This is a genomic window from Streptomyces sp. NPDC005866 (assembly GCF_040629895.1).
Classification (GTDB): domain Bacteria; phylum Actinomycetota; class Actinomycetes; order Streptomycetales; family Streptomycetaceae; genus Streptomyces.
Map to the genome: position 1 here is coordinate 25,204 of NZ_JBEXWP010000026.1, position 21,993 is coordinate 47,196.

A 21,993-nucleotide genomic window follows, 5' to 3' on the forward strand; every position below is an offset into this window, starting at 1 on the left:
GTACGTACGTCTTATGCAGTGTGCCGCCCGGGGGGCGGGCGGCACACTCGGTCTTCGATGACCGGTGGTCAGGACTTGAGCGTCCAGCGCGGGCCCTGCGGGCTGTCCTCGATGGCCAGGCCGGACTGGTTCAGCTGGTCACGGATGGCGTCGGCGGTGGCCCAGTCCTTGCGGGCACGGGCCGACTCACGCTGGTCGAGGACGATCCGTACGAGACCGTCGACGACGCCGTGCACGTTTTTGCTGAGCACAGTCTCGCCCTTCTCGGTCCCGCCGGCCCATTGTGGGTCGAGCGGGTCCAGGCCCAGGACGCCGAGCATGGCGCGGACCTCGGCGAGGCGGGCCACCGCGGCTTCCTTGTCGTCGGCGGCCAGCGCGCTGTTGCCCTGCCGGACGGTGGTGTGCACGACGGCCAGCGCTTGTGGGACGCCCAGGTCGTCGTCCATCGCTTCGGCGAAGGCCAGGGGGACCTCGGGCGAGGGTTCCACGGCTCCCCCGGCCAGCTCCACCACGCGTTGCACGAACCCCTCGATCCGCGCGAACGCCGCCTCGGCCTCGCGCAGCGACTCCTCGCTGTACTCGATCATCGAGCGGTAGTGCGGGGTACCGAGGTAGTAGCGCAGCACGATCGGGCGCCACGCCTTGACCATCTCGGAGACGAGGACCGAGTTCCCGAGGGACTTCGACATCTTCTCGCCGCTCATGGTGACCCACGCGTTGTGCACCCAGTACTGGGCGAAGTCGTCGCCGTAGGCCTTGGCCTGGGCGATCTCGTTCTCGTGGTGCGGGAAGATCAGGTCGAGACCGCCGCCGTGGATGTCGAAGGCCTCGCCGAGGTACTTGTGGGCCATCGCCGAGCACTCCAGGTGCCAGCCGGGCCGGCCGCGGCCCCACGGCGTCTCCCAGTTCGGCTCGCCCGGCTTCGCGGACTTCCACAGCGCGAAGTCCCGCTGGTCCCGCTTGCCGGTCTCGCCCTCGCCCTCGGGCTGACGGAGGTTGTCCAGCTCCTGGTTGGAGAGCTGGAGGTAGTCCGGGTAGGAGCGCACGTCGAAGTAGACGTTGCCGTCGGCCTCGTACGCGTGCCCGCGCTCGATCAGCCCGCGCATCATCTCGATCATCTCCGGTACGTGCCCGGTCGCGCGGGGCTCGTACGTCGGCGGGAGGCAGCCGAGCGCGGTGTAGCCGTCGTCGAACGCGCGCTCGTTCTCGTAGCCGATCGCCCACCAGGGGCGGCCCTGGGCGGCGGACTTGGTGATGATCTTGTCGTCGATATCCGTGACGTTCCGGATGAACGTCACGGAGTAGCCGCGGTATTCGAACCAGCGGCGCATGATGTCGAAGTTGAGGCCGGAGCGGATATGGCCGATGTGCGGTGCCGCCTGCACGGTGGCACCACAGAGGTAGATCGAGACACAGCCCGGGGCGAGCGGGGCGAAGTCACGGATCTGCCGGGCGTTGGTGTCGTACAGGCGAATAGTCACGAGACCTAGGGTAGTGGGCCGACGGTAGTGGGTGGCACCGGTTGTGGAGCGCCGTTGCCGGGTGCTGGTATGCGGCGGCTTGTCCCGCCCACGCGGCGGTGGCCGCACATCCGAGAACAGCCCCGCGGCCCGCCCAACAGGCCGGTCAGATCACGTTTCCTTGACGACCAACGCCGTCGCCACCGCCATCAGCCCCTCTCCCCTGCCCGGGAAGCCCAGCCCGTCCGTCGTGGCCCCCGACACCGAAACCGGTGCCCCCGCCGCCTCCGACAGGAGCTTCTCCGCCTCGTCCCGCCGCTTGCCGATCTTCGGGCGCGGGCCTACGACCTGTACGGCGATGTTCCCGATCACGAATCCGGCGTCGCGGACGATCCGGGCCGCCTCCGTCAGCAGGGTCACGCCCGACGCGCCGGACCATTCCGGGCGCCCCGTGCCGAAGTGCTGCCCGAGGTCCCCCAGCCCGGCCGCCGAGAACAGCGCGTTGCACGCCGCGTGCGCGACGACGTCCGCGTCCGAGTGACCGGCCAGTCCCGGGCCCTCGCCCTCCCACTTCAGGCCGGCGCACCACAGTTCGCGGCCCTCCTCGAAGGCGTGGATGTCGGTGCCGATGCCCACGCGCGGGAGGATCACCTCAGAAGCCATCGTTGAGCCTCCTGCGGGCCAGGACCGCCTCCGCGAGGACCAGGTCGAGAGGGCGGGTGACCTTGAAGGCCTCCTCGTGGCCGGGGACGACCACGACCCGTTCGCCGAGCTGTTCGACCATGCTGGCGTCGTCGGTGACGTTGTCGGTGACCGTCTCGTGGGCGCGGACCAGCGTCGTACGGTCGAAACCCTGGGGTGTCTGGACCGCGCGCAGGCGGGCGCGCCGCGGGGTGGCGACGACCGTCTCGGGTTCGCCCTGGACCGTCGCCGGCTCGACCTCCTTGACCGTGTCCGCGAGAGGGAGGGCGGGGACGACCGCGGGGGCGCCGTCGCGGACCGCCTCGATCACGGCGTCGACCGTGTCCACGGGGACCAGGGGACGGGCCGCGTCGTGGACGAGGACGATGTCGTAGTCGGGGGGCAGCGCGTCCAGGCCGAGCTTGACCGACTCCTGGCGGGACTCGCCACCGGGGACGACGAGGAAGTCGGTGCGCTCGGGCAGCGCGTGCGCGTCGAGCAGGGACTTGACCTCGGGCGCGCCGTCGGGCGGGGCCACGACGACGACCAGGGAGACCGCGCGGGAGGCGGCCAGCGCACGCACGGCGTGAATCAGCATGGGCGTGCCGTTCAGCGCGCGAAGTGCCTTCGGGGCGCCCGGACCGAGCCGTACGCCCCGGCCGGCGGCGGGAATCACGGCGGCGGTACGCAGTTCCGTACGCGAAGGACGCGAATCGTCAGACATCGGTTCCTGTCAGGTTTGTGTGCGGGCCTGGCGTGGGTATGGCCTGGGAAGTGCCGGGCGCGACGCCTTGACCGGACCCTTCCGTGACACTGGTCGAGCCAGCAGCCCGGGCCCGGCACGCCTAGTATCGGGGGTTTCCGCAGGGCGGGTTCCGAGTACGCGAATTCCGGGTACGGACATGCCGCAGCGCCCGGCGACAGGTGTGTCATCGGGCACCGCGGCATTTCAGTGTGCGGAGTTTCAGCGTGCCGAGCTGGACCGCGTCAGGACGCGAGGACCTCGTCGAGCAGGGCCTCGGCCTTGTCCTCGTTTGTGTTCTCCGCGAGGGCGAGTTCGCTCACCAGGATCTGGCGGGCCTTGGCGAGCATGCGCTTCTCACCGGCGGAGAGTCCGCGCTCGCGCTCACGACGCCACAGGTCACGCACGACTTCCGCGACCTTGATGACATCGCCGGAGGCGAGCTTTTCCAGGTTTGCCTTGTAACGACGGGACCAGTTCGTGGGCTCCTCGGCGTACGGCGCGCGCAGCACCTCGAAGACCCGGTCCAGCCCGTCCTGACCGACCACATCACGCACGCCGACGAACTCCGCATTGTCCGCTGGCACACGTACCGTCAGGTCACCCTGGGCGACCTTCAGCACCAAGTAGGTCTTGTCCACGCCTTTGATCTGGCGAGTTTCGATAGCCTCGATCAGCGCGGCCCCGTGATGGGGATAGACCACGGTGTCGCCAACCTTGAACGTCATGTGACAGGTACCCCTTCCGTGGCTATCCAGGGTAACACGGAAACCGGCGGTTCTGAATGGCGTTTTCGCAGGTCAGGGCATATCTCGGGGCTTGACAACAGCAACAGGAACGTGCTTCGCAGGCCGTCCGGAAGCAGGTATTCGCAGGTCGGAGCGGCTCTTCCCGCAAGGTGAAACGCGCACGTTACGCACCTTCGGACACCCGCCCAAGTGGCCGAACGTCCCGATTTGTCCGCTTCCAAGCGTACGACTTCCGCTACTCCGTTCGGCTGCCGGAGCCGGATCGGAGACGTTTCCGGAATTGATCACAGGCGTCCGACCGAACGGTACGTGATCCATTTCCCCGGCGGTCGCGCATTCCTTCACGGAAATTTTGCGCGCGGTGTTGCGGGCCACTTATGTGAATGCCTGACGAGCGCCCCGCAATGTGACCGCAGAGTCACTTGTGGAGCCATGGGGGGGCCTGGGGGTACCGCCTACTTGAAGGAAGCCAGGGGCTTGGGGAGGGTCGGGTGCGGTCACGCGGGAACGGCTCGGTAACCTAAGCCCGCTGACAGACACTTAGGGCGGCTTTACAGGGGGCCGCCCGTGCGTTCAAGGAGTTGCCGCCGCCGTGAGCAGCAGCCTTCGACGCGGCGCCCTCGCCGCCTCCGCCATCGCCTTCTCCGTCGCCTCGCTCGCCGCGTGCGGTGCCGGCAACAACTCCCAGACGCTGGAGGTCAGGCCGGACAACGCTGGGATGCGTGTTGGTGACATCAAGATCCAGAACGCGGTCGTGATCACCCAGCCCGACCCCACGTCGACCGGCCCGGCCGTGATCTCCGCGACCATCTTCAACACCGGCACCCAGCCGGAGACGCTCCAGTCGATCGTCGTCGCCGGCACCAACAAGTCCGCCGAGCTGCACCCCACCAAGTCCGAGCCGCTGACCATCCCGGGCGGCGGCCGGCTGATCCTCGGCGGCAAGGGCAACGCCTCCGCCGTGCTGCCCAACAGCCGTGAGGCGATCATGGACGGCAACGCGCAGAAGATCACGTTCACCTTCAGCAGGACGGGTGATGTGAGCCTGCGCGCGTTCGTCGTCCCCGCCGAGGGCTACTTCACGGGCTGGGGCCCGAGTTCGGTGCCGTCTGCTTCGGCCTCGGCGTCGACCTCGGCGTCCGCCTCCTCGTCCACGTCCGCCTCCGGCTCCCCGGCCGCGGGCTCCACGGCGAGCGGCAGCGCCAAGCCGGGCAAGGGCAAGTCGTCCGGGAGCGCTTCGCCGACCCCGAGCGACTCGGCGTCGGCGTCGGCGAACGCGGGCTGAGCGGTCGTACGAGAACGCCTGAAGGGCGGTACCCCTGCTGGGGGTGCCGCCCTTCGCCGTACGGCCGTGACCGCGGCTCAGCCGTACGGTCGTAAGACCAGGTCAGCGGTTTACGGCTCGAACTTGTAGCCGAGGCCGCGGACCGTCACCAGGTAGCGCGGGGCACCCGGGTCCGGCTCGATCTTGGCGCGCAGGCGCTTGACGTGGACGTCGAGGGTCTTGGTGTCACCGACGTAGTCGGCGCCCCAGACCCGGTCGATGAGCTGCATACGGGTGAGGACGCGGCCCGCGTTGCGCAGGAGCATCTCCAGGAGGTCGAACTCCTTGAGGGGGAGGTCGACCTTGGAGCCGGAGACCGTCACCACGTGGCGGTCGACGTCCATGCGGACCGGGCCGGCCTCGAGGGCGGCCGGGGTGACCTCCTCCGGCTCGCCGCGACGGCGCAGGACGGCCCGGATACGGGCGACCAGCTCGCGGGAGGAGAAGGGCTTGGTTACGTAGTCGTCGGCTCCTATTTCGAGCCCGACAACCTTGTCGATCTCGCTGTCCTTGGCCGTCACCATGATGACGGGGACATTGGACCGGCCGCGCAGCTGGCGGCAGACCTCGGTGCCCGGCAGGCCGGGCAGCATCAGGTCGAGGAGGACGAGGTCGGCGCCGTTGCGCTCGAACTCGTCGAGTCCGTCGGGGCCCGTGGCCGCCACGGCGACCTCGAAGCCCTCCTTGCGGAGCATGTACGACAGGGCGTCGGAGAAGGACTCCTCGTCCTCGACGACGAGCACTCGGGTCACGGAAGGACCTCCGGGGCGGGAAGCGGTTCGTACGGGGATGACTCGGTGGTGCCGGCCTCGTCTTCGAGGTCGGGGTCGGGGTGCTGCGAGGCGCGGTCGCGAGCCGCGCCCGCCTCCGGCAACCTGAGGGTGAACGTGGAGCCCTGACCTTCGGCGCTCCACACCGTGACCTCCCCGCCGTGCGAGGCGACCACGTGTTTGACGATGGCGAGACCGAGACCGGTACCGCCGGTGGCCCGCGAGCGGGCCGGGTCGACGCGGTAGAAGCGCTCGAAGATGCGCTCCTTGTCCTTGTCGGTGATGCCGATGCCCTGGTCGGTCACGGCAAGTTCGATCATGTCGCCGCCCGGCGCACCGATCCGGCGGGCGGCTATCCCGACCCGGGTGCGGGCGGGTGAGTAGTTCACGGCGTTCTCGACGAGGTTGCCGAGGGCGGCGGCCAGCTGGCCGCGGTTGCCCCAGACGTGCAGGTCGGCGGTGCCACCCGCGGCCATGGTGATCTGCTTGGTGCCGGCCTGGTGGCGGCACCGGTCGATCGCCTCGGCGACGAGCTCGTCCACGCGGACGGGCTCGGCGTCCTCCAGCGGATCGTCGTTCTGCACTCTCGACAGATCGATGAGCTCCTGGACCAGGTTGGTCAGGCGCGTGGCCTCGATCTGCATACGACCGGCGAAGCGCTCCACTGCCTCCGGATCCTCCGAGGCGTCCATGACGGCCTCGGAAAGGAGGGAGAGTGCGCCGACCGGGGTCTTGAGCTCGTGGCTGACATTCGCCACGAAGTCGCGTCGTACCGCCTCGATTCTACGTGCCTCGGTGAGGTCCTCGACGAGGAGCAGTACGAGCCGGGAGCCGAGGGGCGCCACCCGGGCGGAGACGGCGAGCGCCTCTCCGCGTCCGGTGCCGCGCCGGGGCAGGTCCAGCTCGACCTGGCGTATCTCGCCGTCGCGCCGGGTGTCCCGGGCCATCTGGAGCATCGGTTCCACGGCGAGTTTTCCACCGCGCACCAGCCCGAGGGCGTACGCCGCCGAGCTCGCCTTGACGACGATGTCGCCCTCGTCGAGGACCACCGCGGAGGAGCGCAGCACGCTCAGCACGGTGTCCACGCCCGGGGGCAGCATGGGGTCGGTGTGCAGGGAAGTCCTGGTCGGTCGCTTCTGGTCGCGTTCGCTCCAGCGGAACGCCAGCATGGCGATGACACCGGTAAGCACCCCGGCGATCGCTGCCGCTGCGGCGACCGCCGCGTTCACGTCCATGCAAACAGGTTAAGCAGGGGGTACGACATCCCCACAGTCCGCGAGGTGTCAGCTCGAACACTCGTCGCCCAGAGTTCACCTTGGAGCCAGTGTTGGTTCATTTGTGGTGGCAGAAACGGACGCGGGGGAACCGGAACATGGGAGCGTGGGGTTCGCAGCTGGTTTCGGCCACGGCCCCCGGCCCCCGGAACCCTGGAACACACGTACGAGAGGGAACCCTGATGCGGGACGCGTACCACGAGGAACTCGACTCGATCGGCGACAGCCTGGTCGACATGGCCAGGCTGGTCGGATCGGCGATCGGGCGCGCCACGACGGCGATCCTCGACGGCGACCTGAAACTGGCCGAAAGCGTCATCGAGTCCGACCAGAAGGTGGACGAGCTCCACCACGACCTGGAGGCCCGGGCGATAGCCCTGCTGGCCCGCCAGCAGCCGGTGGCGACCGATCTGCGGATCGTCGTCACCTCGCTGCGGATGTCCGCCGACCTGGAGCGCGCCGGCGACCTGGCCCAGCACGTCGCCAAGCTGGCCCGGCTGCGCTACCCGGACCGGGCGGTCCCCTACGACCTGCACGCGACCATCCTGGAGATGGGCCAGCTCGCGCAGCGCCTGATGGCCAAGGCCGCCGAGGTGATCATCACCAAGGACGTCGACCTGGCGATGCAGCTGGAGCAGGACGACGACGAGATGGACCTGCTGCACCGCACCCTCTTCCAGCACCTGCTGGACGACAAGTGGCAGCACGGCATCGAGACCGCGGTCGACGTGACGCTGCTCGGCCGCTACTACGAGCGGTACGCCGACCACGCGGTCGCCGTCGCCAAGCGCGTCGTCTTCCTGGTCACGGGCGAGCACGCGGACGAACTGCAGCCTGACATCCAGCCGGTGACGGGCGCCGAGGGGGCGTAACCCCCGGACGGCTCCGCCGGTGGTTCCGCTGGTTGGTCGGGGGCTCGCGAAGTGCGGAGTGGGCGCGTGGGCGCCACTGTGCGCCGTTGATGCGCCCAGTGAAGCGGGCATGAAATGGGCAGGGCTACCACGCCCTACCTCTAGGAACCCCTGGGAGGGATCCATGGCCGAATCCCCCAGCACCACGCCCGACCCCACACAGCAGCGCGAGACCGAGCAGCCCGTCGAGATCAAGAACCTTCTGGTCATCGGCGCGTGCGGGTGCGGCTCGGGCTGCGGCTGCGGCTGCCAGTCGGGCAGCCCCTGCCAGTGCGGCTGAGCGCACACCCGACGTACCCGTAAGGGCCCTCGACTCCGGTCGGGGGCCCTTCGTACTGGCCGAGGCAGCGCGCGAGGCGGCACGGGCGGGCGCAGCATGGAGGGGAGGGAGACAGGAGGTGGCAGCCATGCCCCAGTTCATGGACGTTCACCACGGGATGAAGGGTCTCAGCGCCGAGCAGCTCAAGGAGGCCCACGAGGCCGACCTCGCCATCGAGAAGGACGAGGGTGTGCACTTCGAGCGAGCCTGGGCCGACCCCGTCTCCGGCGAGGTCTACTGCCTCTCCGAGGCGCCCTCGGCCGAGGCGGTCAAGCGCGTCCACGAAAACGCGGGCCACCCGGCGGACGAGATCCATCCGGTACCGCTGTCGGTCTGGTGACGCCGCGTCGTCGGCCTCCGACCGCGATCACGGCGGGGAGGCCGGCACACCTGCGTACCTGCCGTTCGCATGACGTCGGCGGTTCGCCGCCTCCGCATCGGTCGGGCCCCGGTCCTGCCTCGGTCTGAGGCGGGCCGACGGAGTCTCGAACGGAGACGGGGACGGGGACGCCGACCTGACGATGGGGAAGCCGCGGTTCGGGAGCGTGCTGACGGGCTGACGGCGCGCGTTCCGTCAGCGGGTGGGCAGGCCGGCGAGCCAGTCGACGAGCAGTCGGTTGATCTCGTCCGGCCGTTCCTGCTGGATCCAGTGCCCACAGCCGTCCAGGAGATGCGAGGAGACCAGGCCGGGGAGGGTGACCGGGTACGCCTCGATGGCGTCGGCCAGCCAGGTCGTGGAGGCGTCGAGGCTGCCGCCGGCGAACAGGGACGGCTGGGTGATCGGGGCACCGTCGTAGGCGGCGAGGTCCTCCCAGTCGCGGTCCATGTTCCGGTACCGGTTGAGCGCACCGGTGAGTCCGGTGCGCTCGAACTCCCCGGCGTAGACGTCGAGATCCTGCTCACCGAGCCACGCGGGCAGCCGGCCGGCGGGGAACCGGTCCCTCAGGGCGCCCCCTTCAGTGACGAAGTGGGGGTCAGGAGCGCCGGGCCCGGGCATGGTGTCGCCGGAGAAGGCGGCGTAGAAACCCGCGAGCCACCCCCGTACATCGGGCTCGGTCTCGGCCTCGGCCCGCCCTGGCTCCTGGAAGTAGGAGACGTAGAACTCCTCGTCCCCACCGCCCATATGCGCGAAGACGTCACTGGGCCGCGGCCCGCCACGCGGGGCGTACGGCACACTCAGCAACCCCACGGCCCGGAACACCTCTGGCCTGAGCAGCGCGGAGTTCGCGGCGATGGCCGCGCCCCAGTCATGACCGACGACTACCGCCGACTCCTCGCCGAGCGCCCGCACCACGGCGACGTTGTCCTCGACGAGCTCGCCCATCCGATAGGCGTCCGTCGCGGTCGGCTTGCCGGAACGCCCGTACCCCCGCACATCGATGGCGACCGCGCGATACCCCGCCGCAGCGAGCGCCGGCAACTGGCGCCGCCAGGAGTACCAGCCCTCGGGAAACCCGTGCACGAGCAGCACGAGCGGCCCGGCGCCCTGCTCGACAAGATGCACTCTCCGTGCGCCCTCGGAAACAACCCGATGCGTACCCTCCAAGCCATGCATCGCCATGCGCCCTCCTAGGTCTCGGCCTCGTCGCCTCACCACGGATCATGCAAGCTCCGACACCGAGAACACGACCGCATTTGCCGATTCGGCAACCTCGGCCGTGCACCCGACCCAGCAGACCTCGCTGCCGACGACGTACCGATCGGCTTCGATCACCACCATGACGGACGGCGTCGCAGCACGCGGCGTTGCGCCAGGTACGCGGTACTGACGGAGGAGCGCCCGGCCGAGTCGCACAGCTCCTCCGCTTTGTGACGTCGTTACGACGTGACAGCGCTCGCGCAGGAGCGCAGGCTGGGAGGAGTGCGGGATGACACCTGGCAATCGTCAGGCGAGGCGAGCTTTACATATGGCGTCGAGGCCCGCCGGAGGCTGTGTCGTTTCTGACCCGAACGTCCGCTGAGTTCGTCGGGTGCTGAGAGACGAAAGGTCACTCATGCCGCAATCCATGCGTGCGCTCGTTGCCGGAGAGGTCGGCGAGCCGAACGATGTCCTGCGGCTGGAATCCCGGCCTGTTCCCACGGCAGAAGCCGGCCAGGCATTGATCCGTGTGAAGGCGACTCCGATTCACGCCAGCGATCTGCACGTGTTGCGTGGTCGCTACGGTTTCTCCCCCGAGTTTCCCACTGTCGGCGGGCACATGGAGTGCGTGGGCCGTATTGAGGCCCTGGGCCCGGACACCGAGGGACTGAGAATTGGCGAGCGTGTGGTGGCCGTTGCTGTCCCGGCCGTACCCGGGCCGCGTGTGGCCGGCACCTGGCAGGAATACCTTGTTGCTGAGACACACAGACTTCTGCCGGTCCCCGACAGTCTGAGCAACTCCAGCGCCTGTCAACTCGCTGTCAACCCGTTGACCGCGCTGCTCCTGGTGACCCGCGAACTCGACGTACAGCCGGGGGAATGGTTGTTGCAGACGGCGGCCGGCTCCACCGTCGGCCGGCTCGTCATTCAGCTGGCCAGGCATCTGGGTATGCGCACGATCAATGTGGTGCGGCGGCGCGATGCCGTTGAGGAGATGAAGGCGCTTGGTGGCGATGAGGTCATTTGCACCGAGGACGAGGACCTGGTGCGGCGCGTGGCTGAGATTGCAGGACCGGATGGCGTGCGCAAGGCCATGGACTGTGTCGCGGGCCCCGTAGGTGCCCAGGTGTCCCAGGCATTGGATCCGGGAGGAGAGGTCGTGGTCTACGGCGCGCTCTCCACCCATCGGCAGACTGACCCGGCAGCGCTGACGATCCCGCTGCAGGCACGCTCGGTCATCTACGAGACCAAAGTGGTCCGCGGCTTCTGGCTGAACCGCTGGTTCGGCACCGCTGCACCTGCGGATGTGCTGCGCGCGCTGTCCGAGGTGCGCAGCCTCGTCGCCGATGAAGTGCTGAGCATCCCCCATGGCCGGCCGTTCCCACTCGAACGCTTCACCGAAGCCATCTCCTTCGCCGAAACACCCGCTCATGGCGCCAAACCGCTCTTCGTCTTCGACGACGGCCCGGGCAAAGACGACGAGTAGGGCGTGCTACGTGAGGAGCATCCGACGGTAGACCTCCACACGCCGCCACGCTCTACGGCACTGTCTGGCAGATGGAGGCCGACCGCGTCCAGGTGCGCGGCACCGGCGGTAACTGGCTGCTGCGGGTCGACCGGGTGCGCAAGGTCTGGGCCCAGTTCCACGAAAAGCCCCACCCGCGGCAGAACAGCAGGTAGGGGCGGGCTGGTCAGCGGGGTGCTCACCTCAACTGACCTGCGGTTGGGTGGTCGTTGTCTGTCGTTGCTTGTTGACCTCGGAGGTTCCAGACAGGTCCCGGCTCCGGGTCCCCAAGACCTTCCGTGATCAAGCCCTTCGCGGGAGAATCGCGCTCAGCGCCTCGTTACGTACCTGTTCAGGACCACCCCGCCGGGAAACGTCCGCGTCTCCACCAGGCTCAGGTTCACCCAGCTGTCCAGAGCGGTGAAGAACGGTGTGCCGCCACCCACCAGGACCGGATGGGTGACGATCGCGTACTCGTCGATCAGCCCGGCCCGCATGGCCGCCCCGGCGAGCGTCGCGCCACCGACCCTCATCGGCCCACCGTCCTCGACCTTAAGTCGGGTGATCTCCGCGACCGCGTCGCCGGCGATCAGGCGAGTGTTCCAGTCGACCTTGTCGATCGTCGACGAGAACACCACCTTCGGCGTGTCCCGCCAGTTCCGCGCGAACTCGATCTGCGCCGGGGTGGCGCCCGGCTGCTGGTCGCCGGTCGGCCAGTAGGAACTCATGGTCTCCCACAGCTTGCGCCCGTACATCAACAGCCCGATCGCCCGCTCCTGGTCGAGCCACCACTGGAACAGCTCGTCGCTCGGCCCGCTCCAGCCGAGGTCGTCGCCGGGCGCGGCGATGTAGCCGTCCAGGGTCAGGTTCATGCCGTAGAGCAGTTTCCGCATGACCCCATGCCTTCCGTCAGTCGGTCTCCAGCGTAAAGACCGGCGCGGCGCGGGAAACTCATCGCGTCCGGGCTGACCCACGGGCCTGGTCCGCTTGTCGCTTGTCGGCTCGCAGGTCAATGAACCGTTCCGGGTTTGATCGAGACTCTGGTTCGGGTGACATGTACGGTCACGCGGCTTGTAGGGCCGGTGTGGCCATGACGGTTACGAACTCGATGGGGGCCAGTCGGCCGAGCGAGGCCTGTCTCCGGGCGGTGCCGTAGCGGACCGCTGCGGACCGTGGGCGTGCGCCGTCGTTGATGCCAGCTGTGGATGTCAGGCAGACCGAGGCACGATGTTCACCGCGCGGTAGTCGTACCCGTCCTGCTTGAAGCCAGGGGCTTCCCACGTGAGGTCGACCTGCTGTCCGGGTGACAGCGTACGGAAGCCGGTTGCCTGGATGTCGGAGTAGTGGCCGAAGCAGCCGCCGGGGGTATCGAGGGAGTCGAGAACGCCCCACCCTTCCTCGTCGTTCCACTCGCGGACAGTCGCAGTCACCATGGACGGAACCCTACGGCTTTCTCTGCGCCGACGCGCCTGGCACCTCAGCTTGGGAAGCTGCGATCATTTGAGGCCTGCCCATGCGCTGACGCGGGCGAACGGCCTGGTCTCTGCCCTTTCGGCCTCGGCGGCTTTCCCCGTGGTCCCCCGCTCGATCTGGTGCGCTTGTGGCCACTGGTCAACCGATGAAGATGCTGTGCGTTCCTGGCACCTGCACTGCCAGCCCAGGAGGGATGACCTGGACGAACCCGCTTGCGCAGCCCGGAACGTTGTGGACCAGGGCGGGCGTGTCCGTGAAGTTGAGGACGGTCGACAGTTGAGCTATCTCGAAGCAGCCTCTCGGGTCATTGTGACGGACTCCGTCGATCGCGAGGAACCCGTTGGCGGCGAAGGCCGAGCCCGGAACGGCAAGCGCGAGCACTCCTGCGGCGGCGAGTGTGGCGAGTGTCGAGCCGATGCGACGCATGACGAACCTCCCGACTTGGCAGGCCAGGCACATCCCGGCCCTGCAACCGACCGTACGGACGCGTGCACGCATCGCATCCGGACATCCCCCAAGTGGGCGACTGCGGTGATCGGCGCAGCCGGCTGACAGCAGTCGGGGCAGGTTGGGGCTTCGTCGCTCATGTGACGCTCCCTGACGGAGCCCCCACTTCGTCCCGAAGCAACTTGGGTGAGGGCGGTGCCTTGGGTCGGTGTGCCCTTCACCTGCTCTGATGGTCCGCAGACGTCCGTGGTTGCCCGCCGCTGTTCGTCGGCGTTGTCACGCAGTTAGACACTCAACTGGTGCCGTGCTCGTGCGGAGGAACGACCGGTGAGGGGCTCCTGAGCGCTGTCCTGCGAGCGCTCCGCCCGCGTTGTCCGGCCCGGCGAGTGCCGTAGGGCCCAGAACCGGGTCATCGGGCTGACGGGCACGAGTTCGGTGCTCGGTTTACCGGCGCGTGGGCTGCTGGGCGGCTCGGTCTGAGACCAAGCCGGCGATGGCCCGGTGCGTGGCCGGGTAGGGCTCGCGGCGGCTGAGGAAGCGCTGCAGCGGGCGCCACTGCTTGTGTTCCGCGACGGCGTCTTCGACGCAGATCCGTGCCGAGGACTGGCGGCGCCGTTGCTCACGCCAGCCGTACTGGTCACCGAGCGGGGCGTCTTCCTTCGGTTTCTTCGGCGGCGCACTGACCTGTTCGGGGAACTCGTTCGCCAACCCCCGATAACCCTCGTCCACCTCGGCTCTCACGTTCGGGTGGAGACGGAATTGCTCGGCGATGCCTTCGGTGCGTATCGCCGTCTGATCGTGCATTCTTCCGGGCCGTTCGGCCCCGGACCACAGAGTGCGGCCCTGAGCATCGCTGATCGTGGTGGTCTTCATGGTGTTCTGCTTCTTCTTGCCGGAGACGAACGCGCAGCGGCCCGACCGGTGGGGCTTCGGGCGGCGGACCTGGGTTTCGGTCCCGTCGATCCGCAAGGTCACACCCTCCGCATCGGCGTAGGCGAACACGTCGGCCAACGTTCGCAGGCGCAGTCCAGACTGGCCGGGGACGGCGAAGCCGCGGTCGCCGAGCAGCGGGCGGATCTCACCGATGGCCTCGGTGACGGTGGAGCGGCCGACCCCGTACAACTCGGCGAGCGCGGCGTGCGGGAGCTGAGTGCGCAGGTGGACCAGCGCGACCAGCACGCGGTCGCTGAACACCAGTTCGTGCTTGCGGCCGGCCCCAACGGCACGGCGCCGCTTCCCTCCCCGCCGCTGATGTAATACCGATTCCCGCCGGGCCTGCCACGGCCCGGCCAACTCCTCGATCGAACCGCCGAGATGTGCACGCGAGACGCCGGTGAAGGCAGGATGGGACAAAGCCGCACGGGCCCACTTCTTGCTCACACTCGAAGAACCTGTGCGGCCATCCCCACGTCATGGCCTGCGACCGCGCTCATGCTTGGCGGGCAGGACGGAAGCTTTCCTCCAGGAACGCCGAAACCGCCTCGGTGAACGCCTCCGGCGCTGCGTGGTGAATCAAGTGACCAACCGGGATGGTGACCACTCGCCCACAAGGGATGCGGCGGGCGAGCTCGGCGACACCGTCCTGGGGAACATGACTGTGTGGGCCGCCGGCGAGCACGAGGGTCTCGGCGGTGATCCGGTCGAGTCGCTCCAGCCACCTGGGATCGGGCTGGTCGATCTGCCGCCTGACGGCCAGCACCATCTCCCAGTCGAACGTCAGAACACCGTCCGGCCTGGCAGGAGTGCTCGGCTCCCGGGGACGGGGGACCGACACATCCTCCAGGACGAGCCGACGCACCCGCTGCGGATGATCCTCCGCGAGCAGGTAGGCCACGATCCCGCCCATGGAGTGCCCGATCAAATCCACCGGTCCAAGTCCCAGCGCGTCCAGGAACCGGAGCACATCGACCTGCATGCGTTCGAGTGAGTAGTCCCCCGGCCAGTCGCTTCGGCCGTGACCGCGAAGGTCGAGGGCATACACCCTTCGACTCTGGGCGAGGACGGGCACAACCGCCTCCCAGTCGGTGGCATTCTCGCCCAACGCGTGCAACAGGACGAGAGACGAAGCATCCGGAGGACCCGACACCTGATAAGCCAGCCGGACCTCACCAACGTCGACCGAGCGTTGATCAACCATGTCCGGAGGATAGGCGGACGAGCCCTGCCGGAGAATGGCGTTCACCAGCAGCCGAACCACTACCCCCGGTCAGCAACTCAGGTTCTCAGCCGCACACGGTTCTGGCCCCGATCTTCAATAGCCGACAACGCCGTTACTTCGCCGCTGCACAGCACCCGTCGACCTTCGCCACCGTGCGGCTGCGGACCAAGGTGACCAAGGGTGCCGGCAGCCGGGCCGCCGGGCTGGCCATGGTCTTCAAGCTGGTCGAGTCCGCCCAGGCCCGCTGGCGGGCCGTGAACGCTCCCCACCTCGTGGCTCTGGTCCGTGCCGGGGCCCGCTTCGAACGCGGCCACCTCGTCGAACGCCCCGAGACCCTCGCGGCGTGAGCAGCCTCAGCCGATCCGCAGAAGCCGGGAGGATCTCAGGCACTCGTGCGCCTATGTGCAGGTGGCCATCGCGGGGGAAGGAAGGCGGCGCCGCGGGCAGGACGCTGTCAAAGTCGTACCGGCTCTTCTGCGCAACCCGGCACGATGCCAGGTTGTCCACCTGGTGCAGGAGTTCGAGACGCTCCAGCCCGTCGGCTTCGAAGGTGTCGAAGGCCCAGCTTGTGAGTGCCTCCAGAGCGCGGGGGGCCACTCCCAGTCCGCGAGCGTGCGCCGCGGTCCAGTAGCCCACCTCGGCCGTCGGTTTGCCGGAGGCGACTTCCTTGAGGACCACGTCGCCCACCAACTGTTCGCGAACTGAACCAGGTTGTGCCTCAAGGACGGCGAAGCCGAACCGGTCCCCCGCTGCCCAGCCCCGCTGCTGGGCCTGCACCCACCGTGCCCCGTCAGCATCGTTGTCCACGGCAGAGCTCGCCCACTGGCGCAATTCGGGATCCCGGCTCGCCTCGACCAATGCGGCAACGTCCTCCAGGCGCCAGGGGCGAAGAACGAGAGCGGGAGAGGCCGGCGTCGCGGCCACCTGAAGTATGACGGGGGCATTCGTAAACCCATCATGTGCGGCGGGGTTTTCACCCGACGCCAGCCGCGTCCGGCCCATGCCGCCTTGCGACCGCACCGTCATTGCTGTGTCCGGACGCGCAGAGCCTGGACGGACCAGTCGAACACTGGAGCCAGACTCTCCGGGGCCGGCCAGCCGTTGACCACTGCGAGCAGCTGGAGGTATCGCTCCCTGCGGGGGTCGTTCACGCTCTCCAGCCGAGTCGCCAGCCGGCGGCGAAGCTCGACGTCGTCGGGGCGGCCGAGGAGGTGCGCGTAGTGCGCCGTGAACGCCGCGACGATCGGATCGGCCTGGGGTGAGGCCGGGTCAATGCCGGCGGTCAGGGCCGGGCCGGCCTGGTCACGGACGGCTGCGGCAATGTCGCGGCGCGGGCCCATCGTGTCGCTTCGTATCTGCTGGGCTGCCTGGTCCTCGGCCATCCGCCGCACGACGGCGCGGAAATCCGGGTCCAGGGACATTTCAGCCAACTCCACCCACGCCTGGACCTGCTCCGCCTCCGGGTTGTCGGGCAGCTCGGGGGTCATCGAGCGCATGACCCCCGCGAGTGCGGGGGCGGCGTCAAGACCGCCGAAGACGGCGTCGAGGAAATCGCCGATCAGACGTCGGCGTTCGTCCTCGGAGAGCTGGGCCAGCCGGTGCATGAGTTCCGTCTCCTCAGGTGTGGACCCGCGCTCGGCCACCGCCGTCAGCACCGCGCGCCGCAGGCGCAGGACGCGGATCTGCACTGCCAGTGCTTCGGCGTGCGCCGCGGCGACCTCGGGAAGCGAGAGCTCGCGGTCCACGACCTTGCGGATCGTGGGAAGGTCCAGTCCCAGATCGCGCAGGGTCCGCACGAGGTCCAGGCGTGCGACGGCGTCGATGTTGTAGAGGCGGTAGCCGGCCGGGCTGCGGTCCGTCGGCGCCACGATTCCGCGATCGGAGTAGAACCGAATGGTCTTGACCGTGAGACCGGTTCGCCGAGCGAGCTCGCCGATCGAGTAGAGCATGTCGCCGTCCATGCCCCCACCTTTGTGTCTCCCCCTACTGGAGACTCAAGCCCCTTCGCCTGCCAGCAGCCAACCACTCCTCATCCACAAGTCTTGACAATTCCTCGCAGCCGTCTGCAGGGCGGCCGTCCAGCCGGACCGCCGCCGCAACTTCCTCCGCCCGCCGAGCAGATCGCCGAGCGGACCGTCAGCACTACCGGCGGCTTCGTGGTCGCCGGACAGCGTATCCAGCTCGGCCGCGGTCATGCCCGCCAGGTCGTCACCGCCCACCTGAGCGAAGACGCCATCCGCATCTTCCAGGGCACTGAGTTGATCACCACCGTCCCGCGTGTCACCAGGAAGGAGGTAGTGGTGCGCACGTCCGGCGAACACCACCGCCGGAAGATCGTGTGATCGCCGCGTCAGGAAGGCTCGGGCGACTGCACGGACGGCCAGTTGGCCAGTCGGGCGCGTGCTTCCTGCGCGATGACCGGCCACGGGTCATCGACCAAACGGGCCACTGCCGACCGCGGCGAGTGAGGATGGCCTGCGACGATCCTCCGCACGGCGTCATGCGGATCGTCGGCCAGTCGTTCCAACAGCTGGGGCGGGCACTGGTGATTACTGGCCATCCGGTCTCGGACCCGCCAGTCCGGATCCTTGATCAGCTCGGCGAGGATCTCCGACGGCACCGTCCTGTTATGCGCGGCCCAGAAACGCATGCCGGGATGGTTGCGCACCAGGTCCCACCAGACGGGCAGCGGCATGGTTGCCCACGCCGAGCGGTTGTACTCCGCCGGGTCCTCACTCTCCCGCAACCGGATGAACTCCTCCACGGAGGTGATCTCAGGAATTCGGTCCGCCATGGCAGCCAGTAAGCCACGATGTCTAGGTCAGACGTCAAGCATCACCTGATACCGAACCGTCAAGCATCATCCGAGACTCGACAATGCCCGTACAGGGCTTGGTGCTGGTCACGCCAGTTGGGTCGGCGTGGCGAAACCCGCTCAACAGGCCTCAGGCGCAGCAGCCGCAAGGGTTATCGCCCCACCCGTCCGGAAGGGTGTTGGATGATGCGCCTGCCTAAGCAGGGGTCAGCTGTGCCACAGCGGCTTTCAAGACCGAATCAGTCCCAAGCGGCGAACGTCTGTTGACCTGCACTAATACACCTACTGCACAGTCAATCACCGCCGCGCTGGCCACAGGTTGGCCAACGAGGAGTCGCGAGACCTCTTCCCGCCGCAGCTCGGCGGCCTCCCTGGTGATCCTCCTGATGCCCGCCCACCAGCACCTCTGTCCGCGTCACCTGCGCTGGACCCGCTCCACACAAGACATCCCGCTTACGAACCTGCCGGAAGTCATCCAAGCCCAACGCTGACTCAATCAACTCGCGCGAAACCATCGACAACTCGGACAAGCCCTCACGCTTGCACGGAAGGTCGTCGAAGAGTGGGCCTCCTCCGGGATGCCGATCGACCTCGGAAACGAGTGGACCCACCGCCTCGACCACATCGAGGCGCTTCCCGGCAGCAAGAAAACCTCCGCCGAGGACCGCCATCACCTCGCGGCCTTCCCCAAGATCGTGGTGCTGACGAACCTGAACCCCAACCCGCCGACGAACACCATCGACCCCAAAGAGCTCTACCTCGCGACAACAGCGGAGCCGAGCCGACGATTCGCCCGGATCCATACCACCCTCGGAACCCAGGACCCTCTCTACCGGCGTCTCTGTCTCTACCGCGAACGAGGCTTCCCCGACGGCCAGGTGGTTTGAGAACACTGGCCACCAGCGTTCTCAAACCACTGGTACCTCGCCGGTCAGCGAGCCGCCATCTGCCAGATGCACTTCGGCAAAACCGCAAAGGGTTCTTCGCGAAGAACCCTTTGCGAAGAACCCTTTGCGGTTTAGGGTGCACGGTATGACTGACTCAAGTGAGAAGCCGGATGGCTCCAACACCGAAGCGGACGCGGTTGTTCTGGATGCCAAGGGGCTGCGCGCCCTGGCGCACCCGGTGCGCGTGCAGTTGGTCGGGTTGCTGCGGAAGTACGGCCCGTCGACCGCTACCCGCCTCGCGGAGCGGCTCGGCGTGAACTCCGGCACGGCCAGCTACCACCTGCGCCAGCTAGGCGCGGCCGGTTTCGTCGAGGAGGACACAGAACGCGGCAACGCGCGAGAGCGCTGGTGGCGTTCCCTGCACCAGATGACGGAGCTCAACGACCCGGAGCTGGCCGAGCGAGAGCCCGAGGCCGCACTGGCCTACCTGCAGTCCGTCGCCGCCACCTACACCCTTCGCACGCAGCGGGCAGTCAACGAGCTTCAGACGATGCCCCGTGCGTGGCGGGACACCTTCGACATGAGCGACTGGGCCTTGCGGCTCACGCAGGAGGAAACCGTCGCCCTGCGCCAGGAGTTGCGGGCAGTCGTCGCCCGCTACCGGAGAGATACTCCGGAGGCGGCGGCGAAAGCCCCGGAGGGAGCCGAGCGAGTCGCCGTCATCACGCACCTCCTGCCAGAGCTGGATACGCCCGCCGCGCCAGCGGCCCCGTCCGGTCCTGAGAATGCGACAGGAACGGAGACGTCATGACGGAAGACGTCTCGGGCGGTGACGGCATACCCAGCAAGCGGTCCTTACGACCGTTGGGCGGGGTCCTGGCGGCCATGGCCGTGTCGCTGACCGGTACCCGGGTCTCTGCCGTCGCGCTGCCCTGGTTCGTGCTCGTCACGACCGGCAGCGCCACCCAGACCGGACTGGTCGCCTTCTGCGAGATGACTCCCTACGTGGCGGTCAAAGCGTTCACCGGGCCGCTGGTAGACCGGATCGGCCCGCGGGGCGTTTCCTGGACCACTGATCTGGCCAGCGCAACCGCCGCCGCTGCGGTTCCCCTGTTCCACGCCCTGGACCTACTATCCTTTCCGCTCCTGCTGGCCCTGGTCGCGCTGATCGGCGCGGTCCGCGGCCCCGGCGATCTGGCCAAGGAGGTCATGGTCCCGGAGGCGGCCGAGCGCGGCCGAGTGCCGCTAGAGCGGGCCGTCGGTCTGTCCGGCGTGACCGAGCGGCTCGCGTCCACCGTCGGCCCGGCGGCCGGCGGCTCCCTTGTGGCGCTGCTCGGCCCCCTGACGGGACTTGTCGTCAACGCGGGCTGCTTTGCTTTCGGATCAGTGATCATCGGACTGGCGTTGCCTCGCGGGATGGGGCATGCAGTTGCGGAAGCCCCCTCGCAGGCCGGGGAGACGGGACCGGGTTACTGGCGACGCTTCGGCGAGGGCTTCACCTTCCTGCGTGGCGAGCTGTTGCTGCTGACGGTCATCGTCATGGTCGGGATCACCAACCTGCTGGATGCGGGGTTCACCACGGTACTCATGCCCGTCTGGGCCAAAGAATCCGGCAACGGGCCCGCTGCGATCGGCCTGATGGGCAGCGTGTTGGGAGCCGCGGCGGTCGCTGGGAGTCTGATTGCTGCGATGGCCGCGAACCGGCTGCGGCGCCGGGTGGTGTTCTTCACCGGGTTTCTGTTGGCCGGGGCGCCGAGATTCCTGGTTCTCGCCTTCGATGCGCCGATGGGGGTGGTTCTTGCCGTGTTCGCCGTCAGTGGATTCGGGTCGGGCTTCCTGAACCCGGTCCTGGGCGCCGTCCTCTTCGAGCGGGTGCCGCGCCGGATGCTGGGCCGGGTGAACGCGCTCGGTGACTCGCTGGCCTGGGCCGGTGTCCCTCTCGGTGGACTGATCGCTGGGGCAGTGGTGGCCTCCGTCGGTCTTGCGCCGGTGCTGCTCGCTGGCGGGGCTGCGTACTTCCTCACCACGAACCTGACTGGACTGCGGCCGGAATGGCGCGAGATGGACCGCGGGCGTGGGCGAGGCACCCGGCAGCAGCAACCCGAGGAAGACGCTCAGTCAACCAGTGCGAGTCTCACGACATAACTGTCCAGTCAAGGTGGCTTCTGCCTCTACCGCGAACGCGACTTCCGCGAAGCCCAGGTGATTTGAGAACCGCCACCAGCGTTCTCAAACCACCTGGCACCTCCGCAGGTCAGCGAGCCGCTATCTGCCAGATGCACTTCGACGGGACAGGCGAGTATCTGAGCGGGGAGCGCGCGGAGAGCACTCAGTTCCGGACGGGGCGGGAGATACCCCCATGGCTGGCGACTCCTACGGCTCAATGGCGGTGTGCCCACGCTTCCGGGCGCCCGCAGGGCGGGATGTACCGATGCAGACACGCGACACGAGGTGCTCGGTTCCGCGGGTGTGACGTGAACACGCTAGGGGCTTGAGGATTCCACATAGCCCGGCTGGCCATCTATCACTGCCCCTCCTGGCCAACTGCAATTGAACACACATCGGTGACCTGCGCTGCCGTCATCGAGCCGGGCCACCTATCGCTGTCGGTCACAGCGGGTCAGCCCGTAAGTTGCTCCCCCTGTTGCTAGAGGTCGGCCAACAGGGGTGCCATACCGGCGCAACTCAGGCAGCGAACCGGAGCCGTTCGGGAGCCGGCGTGCGATCAGTGAACCCATGATCCGCCGGCCGCGCCGCGCGCTGAGCAAGCCATCCGGAGACCCTCGGTCCGCCGTTCACCGCGACACCCTCTCGGACGGTACGGATGTGTCTGAACCCTTGCCTGAGGTTAGTACCGCTGGAGATCCTCGTTCGTCGTCCAAGCGTCCAGCCGGACCCAG

23 protein-coding genes and 4 pseudogenes are annotated in these 21,993 nt (G+C 68.2%); 11 read left to right on the plus strand and 16 right to left on the minus strand.

Translation table 11 applies throughout. From position 1 onward, the window contains the following. Window positions 1-68 precede the first annotated feature (68 nt). From cysS to ABZ396_RS31375, 4 genes are all read right to left on the minus strand, one after another. The gene (gene cysS, locus ABZ396_RS31360; RefSeq protein ID WP_358918694.1) at window positions 69-1,481 is read right to left on the minus strand and encodes a cysteine--tRNA ligase; all 1,413 of its coding nucleotides are present in this window, start codon (window positions 1,479-1,481) and stop codon (window positions 69-71) included. Window positions 1,482-1,631: 150 nt separating this feature from the next. After that, window positions 1,632-2,123, minus strand: coding sequence for a 2-C-methyl-D-erythritol 2,4-cyclodiphosphate synthase (ispF, locus tag ABZ396_RS31365; RefSeq protein WP_358918693.1), 492 nt, complete (start codon window positions 2,121-2,123; stop codon window positions 1,632-1,634). Next, window positions 2,113-2,865, minus strand: a complete 753-nt coding sequence (gene ispD, locus ABZ396_RS31370; RefSeq protein ID WP_358918692.1) for a 2-C-methyl-D-erythritol 4-phosphate cytidylyltransferase — start codon at window positions 2,863-2,865, stop codon at window positions 2,113-2,115. Before ispD ends, ispF begins: the two co-directional genes overlap by 11 nt. A 263-nt stretch (window positions 2,866-3,128) precedes the next feature. Continuing rightward, a complete protein-coding gene (locus tag ABZ396_RS31375; RefSeq protein ID WP_003953493.1) occupies window positions 3,129-3,611 on the minus strand; it encodes a CarD family transcriptional regulator in 483 nt (160 codons plus the stop codon). Window positions 3,612-4,224: 613 nt separating this feature from the next. On the opposite strand from ABZ396_RS31375, the gene ABZ396_RS31380 reads away from it, so the two are divergent. Then, a complete protein-coding gene (locus ABZ396_RS31380; RefSeq protein ID WP_358918691.1) occupies window positions 4,225-4,917 on the plus strand; it encodes a DUF461 domain-containing protein in 693 nt (230 codons plus the stop codon). A gap of 110 nt (window positions 4,918-5,027) precedes the next feature. Here the strand turns inward: ABZ396_RS31380 and ABZ396_RS31385 are convergent, their stop codons facing one another. Together ABZ396_RS31385 and ABZ396_RS31390 are read right to left on the minus strand one after the other, a co-directional pair. After that, window positions 5,028-5,708: a response regulator transcription factor gene (locus ABZ396_RS31385; protein WP_010358452.1), complete on the minus strand. Its 681-nt coding sequence runs from the start codon at window positions 5,706-5,708 to the stop codon at window positions 5,028-5,030. Then, window positions 5,705-6,961 (minus strand): ATP-binding protein, encoded by a 1,257-nt coding sequence (locus ABZ396_RS31390; protein WP_358918690.1) that lies wholly within the window; start codon window positions 6,959-6,961, stop codon window positions 5,705-5,707. The genes ABZ396_RS31385 and ABZ396_RS31390 overlap by 4 nt, the downstream gene beginning before the upstream one ends. Before the next feature lie 221 nt (window positions 6,962-7,182). Here ABZ396_RS31390 and phoU point away from each other — a divergent pair, with 221 nt between their 5' ends. From phoU to ABZ396_RS31405, 3 genes are all read left to right on the plus strand, one after another. Then, window positions 7,183-7,872 (plus strand): phosphate signaling complex protein PhoU, encoded by a 690-nt coding sequence (gene phoU / locus ABZ396_RS31395; protein WP_358918688.1) that lies wholly within the window; start codon window positions 7,183-7,185, stop codon window positions 7,870-7,872. A gap of 163 nt (window positions 7,873-8,035) precedes the next feature. Beyond that, window positions 8,036-8,191: a hypothetical protein gene (locus ABZ396_RS31400; protein ID WP_351746889.1), complete on the plus strand. Its 156-nt coding sequence runs from the start codon at window positions 8,036-8,038 to the stop codon at window positions 8,189-8,191. A 127-nt stretch (window positions 8,192-8,318) separates the two neighbouring features. Further along, on the plus strand, window positions 8,319-8,570 hold the full coding sequence (locus ABZ396_RS31405; RefSeq protein WP_358918740.1) for an SCO4226 family nickel-binding protein: 252 nt from the start codon (window positions 8,319-8,321) through the stop codon (window positions 8,568-8,570). 234 nt (window positions 8,571-8,804) lie between these two features. Here ABZ396_RS31405 and ABZ396_RS31410 read toward each other — a convergent pair whose 3' ends face one another. Next, a complete protein-coding gene (locus ABZ396_RS31410) occupies window positions 8,805-9,791 on the minus strand; it encodes an alpha/beta hydrolase (protein WP_358918686.1) in 987 nt (328 codons plus the stop codon). A 433-nt stretch (window positions 9,792-10,224) separates the two neighbouring features. On the opposite strand from ABZ396_RS31410, the gene ABZ396_RS31415 reads away from it, so the two are divergent. Both ABZ396_RS31415 and ABZ396_RS31420 read left to right on the plus strand, forming a co-directional pair. Continuing rightward, the gene (locus tag ABZ396_RS31415) at window positions 10,225-11,295 is read left to right on the plus strand and encodes a zinc-dependent alcohol dehydrogenase family protein (protein ID WP_359186471.1); all 1,071 of its coding nucleotides are present in this window, start codon (window positions 10,225-10,227) and stop codon (window positions 11,293-11,295) included. Between the two features lie 71 nt (window positions 11,296-11,366). Further along, entirely contained in the window at window positions 11,367-11,489 is a 123-nt protein-coding gene (locus ABZ396_RS31420; RefSeq protein WP_358918682.1) for a hypothetical protein, read from the plus strand. Between the two features lie 153 nt (window positions 11,490-11,642). On the opposite strand, the gene ABZ396_RS31425 is transcribed toward ABZ396_RS31420, so the two are convergent. From ABZ396_RS31425 to ABZ396_RS31445, 5 genes are all read right to left on the minus strand, one after another. Continuing rightward, a complete protein-coding gene (locus tag ABZ396_RS31425) occupies window positions 11,643-12,206 on the minus strand; it encodes a dihydrofolate reductase family protein (protein ID WP_358918680.1) in 564 nt (187 codons plus the stop codon). A 315-nt stretch (window positions 12,207-12,521) separates the two neighbouring features. Then, entirely contained in the window at window positions 12,522-12,746 is a 225-nt protein-coding gene (locus ABZ396_RS31430; protein ID WP_358918678.1) for a cold shock domain-containing protein, read from the minus strand. 178 nt (window positions 12,747-12,924) lie between these two features. After that, window positions 12,925-13,212, minus strand: a complete 288-nt coding sequence (locus tag ABZ396_RS31435) for a hypothetical protein (protein ID WP_358918676.1) — start codon at window positions 13,210-13,212, stop codon at window positions 12,925-12,927. 465 nt (window positions 13,213-13,677) lie between these two features. Further along, window positions 13,678-14,613 (minus strand): transposase family protein, encoded by a 936-nt coding sequence (locus ABZ396_RS31440; protein ID WP_358918674.1) that lies wholly within the window; start codon window positions 14,611-14,613, stop codon window positions 13,678-13,680. A gap of 49 nt (window positions 14,614-14,662) precedes the next feature. Continuing rightward, entirely contained in the window at window positions 14,663-15,370 is a 708-nt protein-coding gene (locus tag ABZ396_RS31445) for an alpha/beta hydrolase (RefSeq protein WP_359186474.1), read from the minus strand. A 135-nt stretch (window positions 15,371-15,505) separates the two neighbouring features. Here ABZ396_RS31445 and ABZ396_RS31450 point away from each other — a divergent pair. After that, a pseudogene (locus ABZ396_RS31450) lies at window positions 15,506-15,738 on the plus strand (IS256 family transposase); the annotation flags it as partial. A gap of 52 nt (window positions 15,739-15,790) precedes the next feature. On the opposite strand, the pseudogene ABZ396_RS31455 reads toward ABZ396_RS31450, so the two are convergent. Next, a pseudogene (locus tag ABZ396_RS31455) lies at window positions 15,791-16,393 on the minus strand (GNAT family N-acetyltransferase); the annotation flags it as partial. Window positions 16,394-16,413: 20 nt separating this feature from the next. Next, window positions 16,414-17,352, minus strand: a complete 939-nt coding sequence (locus ABZ396_RS31460) for a MerR family transcriptional regulator (protein WP_358918670.1) — start codon at window positions 17,350-17,352, stop codon at window positions 16,414-16,416. Between the two features lie 99 nt (window positions 17,353-17,451). On the opposite strand from ABZ396_RS31460, the pseudogene ABZ396_RS31465 reads away from it, so the two are divergent. Next, window positions 17,452-17,733: pseudogene (locus ABZ396_RS31465) on the plus strand (IS481 family transposase); the annotation flags it as partial. Between the two features lie 8 nt (window positions 17,734-17,741). On the opposite strand, the gene ABZ396_RS31470 reads toward ABZ396_RS31465, so the two are convergent. Continuing rightward, complete coding sequence (locus ABZ396_RS31470; protein ID WP_358918669.1) at window positions 17,742-18,155, minus strand: hypothetical protein; 414 nt, start codon at window positions 18,153-18,155, stop codon at window positions 17,742-17,744. A gap of 629 nt (window positions 18,156-18,784) precedes the next feature. Between ABZ396_RS31470 and ABZ396_RS31475 the strand changes: the two genes are divergently transcribed. The 3 genes from ABZ396_RS31475 (at window position 18,785) to ABZ396_RS31485 (ending at window position 21,238) form a co-directional block, all read left to right on the plus strand. Further along, the gene (locus ABZ396_RS31475) at window positions 18,785-19,093 is read left to right on the plus strand and encodes a hypothetical protein (RefSeq protein ID WP_358918667.1); all 309 of its coding nucleotides are present in this window, start codon (window positions 18,785-18,787) and stop codon (window positions 19,091-19,093) included. Window positions 19,094-19,238: 145 nt separating this feature from the next. Further along, complete coding sequence (locus tag ABZ396_RS31480; RefSeq protein WP_358918665.1) at window positions 19,239-19,904, plus strand: winged helix-turn-helix domain-containing protein; 666 nt, start codon at window positions 19,239-19,241, stop codon at window positions 19,902-19,904. Further along, the gene (locus ABZ396_RS31485; protein WP_358918663.1) at window positions 19,901-21,238 is read left to right on the plus strand and encodes an MFS transporter; all 1,338 of its coding nucleotides are present in this window, start codon (window positions 19,901-19,903) and stop codon (window positions 21,236-21,238) included. Before ABZ396_RS31480 ends, ABZ396_RS31485 begins: the two co-directional genes overlap by 4 nt. A 540-nt stretch (window positions 21,239-21,778) precedes the next feature. On the opposite strand, the pseudogene ABZ396_RS31490 reads toward ABZ396_RS31485, so the two are convergent. Next, a pseudogene (locus tag ABZ396_RS31490) lies at window positions 21,779-21,992 on the minus strand (GNAT family N-acetyltransferase); the annotation flags it as partial. Between the last annotated feature and the right edge of the window lies 1 nt (window position 21,993).